The 3,816-nt window shown below is 30.3% G+C and carries 11 protein-coding genes; 8 read left to right on the top strand and 3 right to left on the bottom strand.

Translation table 11 applies throughout. The features are described from left to right. The coding region (locus tag BMY82_RS09230; RefSeq protein WP_144019737.1) for a helix-turn-helix domain-containing protein at positions 1-192 on the bottom strand (192 nt) is incomplete at its 3' end. Positions 193-351: 159 nt separating this feature from the next. Here BMY82_RS09230 and BMY82_RS09225 point away from each other — a divergent pair. Both BMY82_RS09225 and BMY82_RS09520 read left to right on the top strand, forming a co-directional pair. After that, positions 352-549: a helix-turn-helix transcriptional regulator gene (locus BMY82_RS09225; RefSeq protein WP_091976263.1), complete on the top strand. Its 198-nt coding sequence runs from the start codon at positions 352-354 to the stop codon at positions 547-549. Positions 550-640: 91 nt separating this feature from the next. Further along, positions 641-799, top strand: coding sequence for a hypothetical protein (locus BMY82_RS09520; protein ID WP_180366776.1), 159 nt, complete (start codon positions 641-643; stop codon positions 797-799). Here the strand turns inward: BMY82_RS09520 and BMY82_RS09220 are convergent. Then, positions 774-1,460: a TIR domain-containing protein gene (locus BMY82_RS09220; protein ID WP_091976262.1), complete on the bottom strand. Its 687-nt coding sequence runs from the start codon at positions 1,458-1,460 to the stop codon at positions 774-776. The genes BMY82_RS09520 and BMY82_RS09220 overlap by 26 nt on opposite strands. An 88-nt stretch (positions 1,461-1,548) precedes the next feature. Here BMY82_RS09220 and BMY82_RS09515 point away from each other — a divergent pair, with 88 nt between their 5' ends. Further along, positions 1,549-1,686: a hypothetical protein gene (locus tag BMY82_RS09515; RefSeq protein WP_180366775.1), complete on the top strand. Its 138-nt coding sequence runs from the start codon at positions 1,549-1,551 to the stop codon at positions 1,684-1,686. Here BMY82_RS09515 and BMY82_RS09215 read toward each other — a convergent pair. Continuing rightward, positions 1,683-1,886, bottom strand: a complete 204-nt coding sequence (locus BMY82_RS09215; RefSeq protein WP_091976261.1) for a KTSC domain-containing protein — start codon at positions 1,884-1,886, stop codon at positions 1,683-1,685. The two genes, BMY82_RS09515 and BMY82_RS09215, sit on opposite strands and share 4 nt — an antisense overlap. 84 nt (positions 1,887-1,970) lie before the next feature. Here BMY82_RS09215 and BMY82_RS09665 point away from each other — a divergent pair, with 84 nt between their 5' ends. Genes BMY82_RS09665 through BMY82_RS09195 form a run of 5 tightly spaced genes read left to right on the top strand, consistent with a single transcriptional unit; the run spans position 1,971 to position 3,612 of the window. Then, positions 1,971-2,105, top strand: coding sequence for a hypothetical protein (locus BMY82_RS09665; protein ID WP_278308751.1), 135 nt, complete (start codon positions 1,971-1,973; stop codon positions 2,103-2,105). Between the two features lie 14 nt (positions 2,106-2,119). Further along, on the top strand, positions 2,120-2,857 hold the full coding sequence (locus BMY82_RS09210; protein WP_091976260.1) for a phage antirepressor KilAC domain-containing protein: 738 nt from the start codon (positions 2,120-2,122) through the stop codon (positions 2,855-2,857). Between the two features lie 17 nt (positions 2,858-2,874). After that, the gene (locus BMY82_RS09205; RefSeq protein ID WP_091976259.1) at positions 2,875-3,105 is read left to right on the top strand and encodes a helix-turn-helix domain-containing protein; all 231 of its coding nucleotides are present in this window, start codon (positions 2,875-2,877) and stop codon (positions 3,103-3,105) included. Next, the gene (locus BMY82_RS09200; protein WP_091976258.1) at positions 3,092-3,325 is read left to right on the top strand and encodes a hypothetical protein; all 234 of its coding nucleotides are present in this window, start codon (positions 3,092-3,094) and stop codon (positions 3,323-3,325) included. Before BMY82_RS09205 ends, BMY82_RS09200 begins: the two co-directional genes overlap by 14 nt. Beyond that, on the top strand, positions 3,322-3,612 hold the full coding sequence (locus BMY82_RS09195) for a hypothetical protein (protein ID WP_091976257.1): 291 nt from the start codon (positions 3,322-3,324) through the stop codon (positions 3,610-3,612). Before BMY82_RS09200 ends, BMY82_RS09195 begins: the two co-directional genes overlap by 4 nt. Positions 3,613-3,816: the final 204 nt, after the last annotated feature.

Genomic DNA, 3,816 nt, shown 5'->3' with positions numbered 1-3,816 from the left:
ATATAATATATCGTTTATCGTAACATTATACAAATTACAAAGTTTGTTAACTATGGATATACTAGGTTCGGAAACACCTGATTCCCATTTTTGAATTGTTGTGAAAGATTTATAACCTAACTTTTTTGCAATGAAATCTTGGGAAAATCCAGCTTTTTTTCTAAGATACTTTAAATTACTTGATAACAACATTTTTCCACCTCTTTTCTATGATTATATAATACAACTGACAAGAAAAAAAATCAAGTAAAAGCGAAAAAATATATAAAATACTTGAAAAATAATCTAATAAACTGTTGACACTTGAAAATAAATCAAGTAAAATGGAGGTAGAAGGAGGGGGATGAAAAAATGTTATTGGAGAAGAAATCATTAAAAGAGTTAAGAGCTAGAAAAAATAAAACTCAACAACAAGTAGCTAAAGATATAGGAGTTTCAACTTCTACATACAATAGCTGGGAAAAGTATTTAGGTAATGTTGCGATTAGTAAATGCATAATGCTTGCTGATTATTACGAAGTACCAATAGAAGTGTTGAAAATTGAATAATTTTTTTAGGGAATAACTTGAATTAAAATCAAGATAAGGTGCTTAGGAATACAAAAGTTGCATAAAAAATTAGAAAGAGAGGTAAATATGGATGGGAACAGAAAAAATAAAAAAAACATTTGATTTATTGCAAGAGCTTGAACAAATTAAGGAAGAACAAAAAAAAGACAAAGCCACAATAAATTATTTATTGGGCTTCGCAAGAGGACTAGAAGTAAGAGTTTCTAATCTTGAACATCAGGAGAAATAATTTGAGGATATTTATTCATTAAATCAAACAGTTTTTCAAGCTTATCAGGATTTTCAAGTGCTGTTGTAAGTAATTTTTCTTGAAAAGATACCTCATTGAAATCTTGAGTTGTGTCCTGAGATACGATATTCAGTACTTTTATCAGTATTTCTTTAATATCAGATGTATTTTTAAGTATTATATCTTCAATCTTTGGTTTATCAGTAGGAACAGTTCCAGTATGAGTACTAAAGCTAATACTGTCAACAATTGATTTAATTATATCAACTGTTTTTCCAACTGAATCTAGAACAGATGGTCCATCAGACTTGAGATCATAACGAATGATATTTGTAGTTCTGATGTCAAATGGTATAGGTAATGAATTTTCTTGCATGATATAAATTATTGGCTTTTCTAGTGCCATTCTATATCCTACCTCAAGAAATACGTTGGGATTGTTATTTGTTAGGTCAGCAATAACCAAATCGGAAGTTTTTAGTTGCTCGAAAATCTTGTCATCTATGCGGTCGCTATGGTACATAGTGTCTGCTCTGGATATTTCAAAATCATCTTTTAAAGATGGAGTAATAATATACTTTAATACTTTATCAGCGTGGTTTCGTTCACTACTATTTGGCTCTCCGATTTGAGAAACTATAAAACATGTTTTTTTTGACATAATAATACCTCCTAATATTTTGTTACTGTTGGGGATATTATATCAAACTGTTTTGAAAACAACAATAGATAAAAGGGGGTGATAAGAGATGGAAGAGTTAAAAAAATTAGCTGAACCAATAATCAAGCATTTAAAAGAAAAACACCATCCATATGTTGAAGTGGTGATAACTCAGGATGGGGTCAAGGTTAAGGAAACTATTGAAAGTATTCCTTTAAATGGTTAGAAGATTATTTTATACGAATGAATCTTATCAAATCTGTGGAGTGCAGAACCTAGAGAGGGTGAGTTTATAAAGTCAATGTAATCGCTTTTTGACACATCGTAGTATTGATATATTGCACCGTCATTAAACTCAATTTCCATTACATTGTCTTTCCAGCCAACACTCTTCATTCTGCTAGATAAAACAGGTGCTCTAATCATAAAACTAATTCTCCTTTCTATGAATTTCAGCAAAGGCTGATACTTATATTATACAATTATTTTAAAAACAAAGGAGAAAAAGAAATGGAAAAATTAACAGAAGTATACGACCTTATGTGTGGGTTATCAGATGAAACAGGATTAAGTAAAACAGTTTTAGCGAATAAGATGATAAAGTTTGCGTACAAACATCTTGAAATAATAGAAGTTGATGAATAGAAAGAGAGGATAAGATGAATAGTTTAATAGAAATAAAAACTAATGACAAATTAGAACCAGTAGTAAGCGGTAGAGAATTACACGAAAGATTGGGGGTTAAGACAAAGTATAAAGATTGGTTTCCAAGAATGTGTGAGTATGGATTTACTGAAAATATTGATTATATAGCTATGGCTCAAAAAAGAGCAACAGCTCAAGGCAATGAAACAACTTACATAGACCACGTATTAAAGTTAGATATGGCAAAAGAAATAGCGATGTTACAAAGAAGCGAAAAAGGTAAGCAGATAAGGCAATACTTTATAGAAGTTGAAAAAGAATATAATAGTCCAGAAAAGATAATGGCTAGAGCATTGCAGATAGCAAATAACACTATTAATGACCTACAGCTTGAAACAAAGATAAAGGAACAGCAAATAAAAGAGCTTAAACCGAAAGCAGATTATACAGATAAGATTTTAGCAAGTAAAAGTCTTGTAACAATATCCCAGATAGCTAAAGATTATGGAATGGCAGGTAAAAGTTTAAATAGTTTATTACATGAGTTTAAAATACAATACAAACAAAGTGGACAATGGCTATTATATGCAAAGTATCAAAATAAGGGATACACACATTCTGAAACAGTAGATATTCCTTTAAATGATGGCGGAGTTAAGGTTGTAATGAACACAAAGTGGACACAAAAAGGAAGATTATTCTTATATGAACAATTAAAAAATAATGGAATTTTACCAGTAATAGAATCTTAGAAAGAGAGGTGAGAGAGATGAAGGTATATACAGTCGAGGAACTAGCTGAAAAATTAGGAACTAGCAAAAATTATGTTTACAATTTGAGAAAAGCTGGACTTTTAAAATTTATGAAACTAGGAAGGTGGAAAGTTAGAGAGCAAGACGTTGAAGAATTTTTAGAATGGGCGGTTGGCAAGGATGTAACAGATCCGTTCAATGTAATAGAATTAGAAAATCAGCAGGAGGAAAGCCGTGTGGATAGATAATAAAGTTATTTTAGATTGTAGATTTAGAAATCTAGAGTTAGGGAGAGAATACATAGTAACGGAGCTAACTGTAGATAAGAGAGAGGTTTCTAACTTTAGAAGAAGGTTAAAGCTTATAGGAATAAATAAATATTATTTAACCTTTATAAGTAGACGAGGTATAAGAGAATGCTTTCAAAATCATAATAATATTATAAGTCTAAAGGAGGTGAAAAGATGAGATATCAGGATTTTGAAGATATGAGAAAAAAGGCTATTCTTTATGACGCATATGTAAGAGGTAGAGAGTCAGCTGAAAACTTTAGGGCTTTGATAGAAGATTTGAATAAATATGAAGAAGAAATAGGAGATTCTACTAAGAGATATGTAGGAGAGGTTGATGGTGAACCTTGGATGTGGATAGATCCAAAGGATAAGAAAGTTAAAAGAGTAAAAAAAGTAAGTTGTGCTGGTGGAAGTGCTTCAAGTATTATTGCAAATGCAGAGCTTAGAGAGAGTTTTTTATAAAAAAAGTGGATGCTAAAATATCACAATTAGCAATCCACAAACAAAAAATATCAAATTAATTATAACACGAATGAAGAAGTAAAAAAAGATATTAGAGGAGAAAAAAGTAAATGAGATACAAAGATCTAAAAGAAGAAATATTACTAAGCTGTATAGAAACTCAGGTTGGTTATATAAAAGAGTTAAAGGAAGAAATCAAAGAGT

It is taken from the genome of Peptostreptococcus russellii, assembly GCF_900110295.1.
In the GTDB taxonomy this organism is placed as follows: Bacteria; Bacillota; Clostridia; order Peptostreptococcales; family Peptostreptococcaceae; genus Peptostreptococcus; species Peptostreptococcus russellii_A.
This window is presented reverse-complemented; position numbering and strand designations above follow the sequence as displayed.

Coding starts and splice junctions, on each gene's coding strand:
- BMY82_RS09225 (WP_091976263.1), top strand. CDS start 352: ATGTTATTGGAGAAGAAATCATTAAAAGAGTTAAGAGCTAGAAAAAAT.
- BMY82_RS09520 (WP_180366776.1), top strand. CDS start 641: ATGGGAACAGAAAAAATAAAAAAAACATTTGATTTATTGCAAGAGCTT.
- BMY82_RS09220 (WP_091976262.1), bottom strand. CDS start 1,460: ATGTCAAAAAAAACATGTTTTATAGTTTCTCAAATCGGAGAGCCAAAT.
- BMY82_RS09515 (WP_180366775.1), top strand. CDS start 1,549: ATGGAAGAGTTAAAAAAATTAGCTGAACCAATAATCAAGCATTTAAAA.
- BMY82_RS09215 (WP_091976261.1), bottom strand. CDS start 1,886: ATGATTAGAGCACCTGTTTTATCTAGCAGAATGAAGAGTGTTGGCTGG.
- BMY82_RS09665 (WP_278308751.1), top strand. CDS start 1,971: ATGGAAAAATTAACAGAAGTATACGACCTTATGTGTGGGTTATCAGAT.
- BMY82_RS09210 (WP_091976260.1), top strand. CDS start 2,120: ATGAATAGTTTAATAGAAATAAAAACTAATGACAAATTAGAACCAGTA.
- BMY82_RS09205 (WP_091976259.1), top strand. CDS start 2,875: ATGAAGGTATATACAGTCGAGGAACTAGCTGAAAAATTAGGAACTAGC.
- BMY82_RS09195 (WP_091976257.1), top strand. CDS start 3,322: ATGAGATATCAGGATTTTGAAGATATGAGAAAAAAGGCTATTCTTTAT.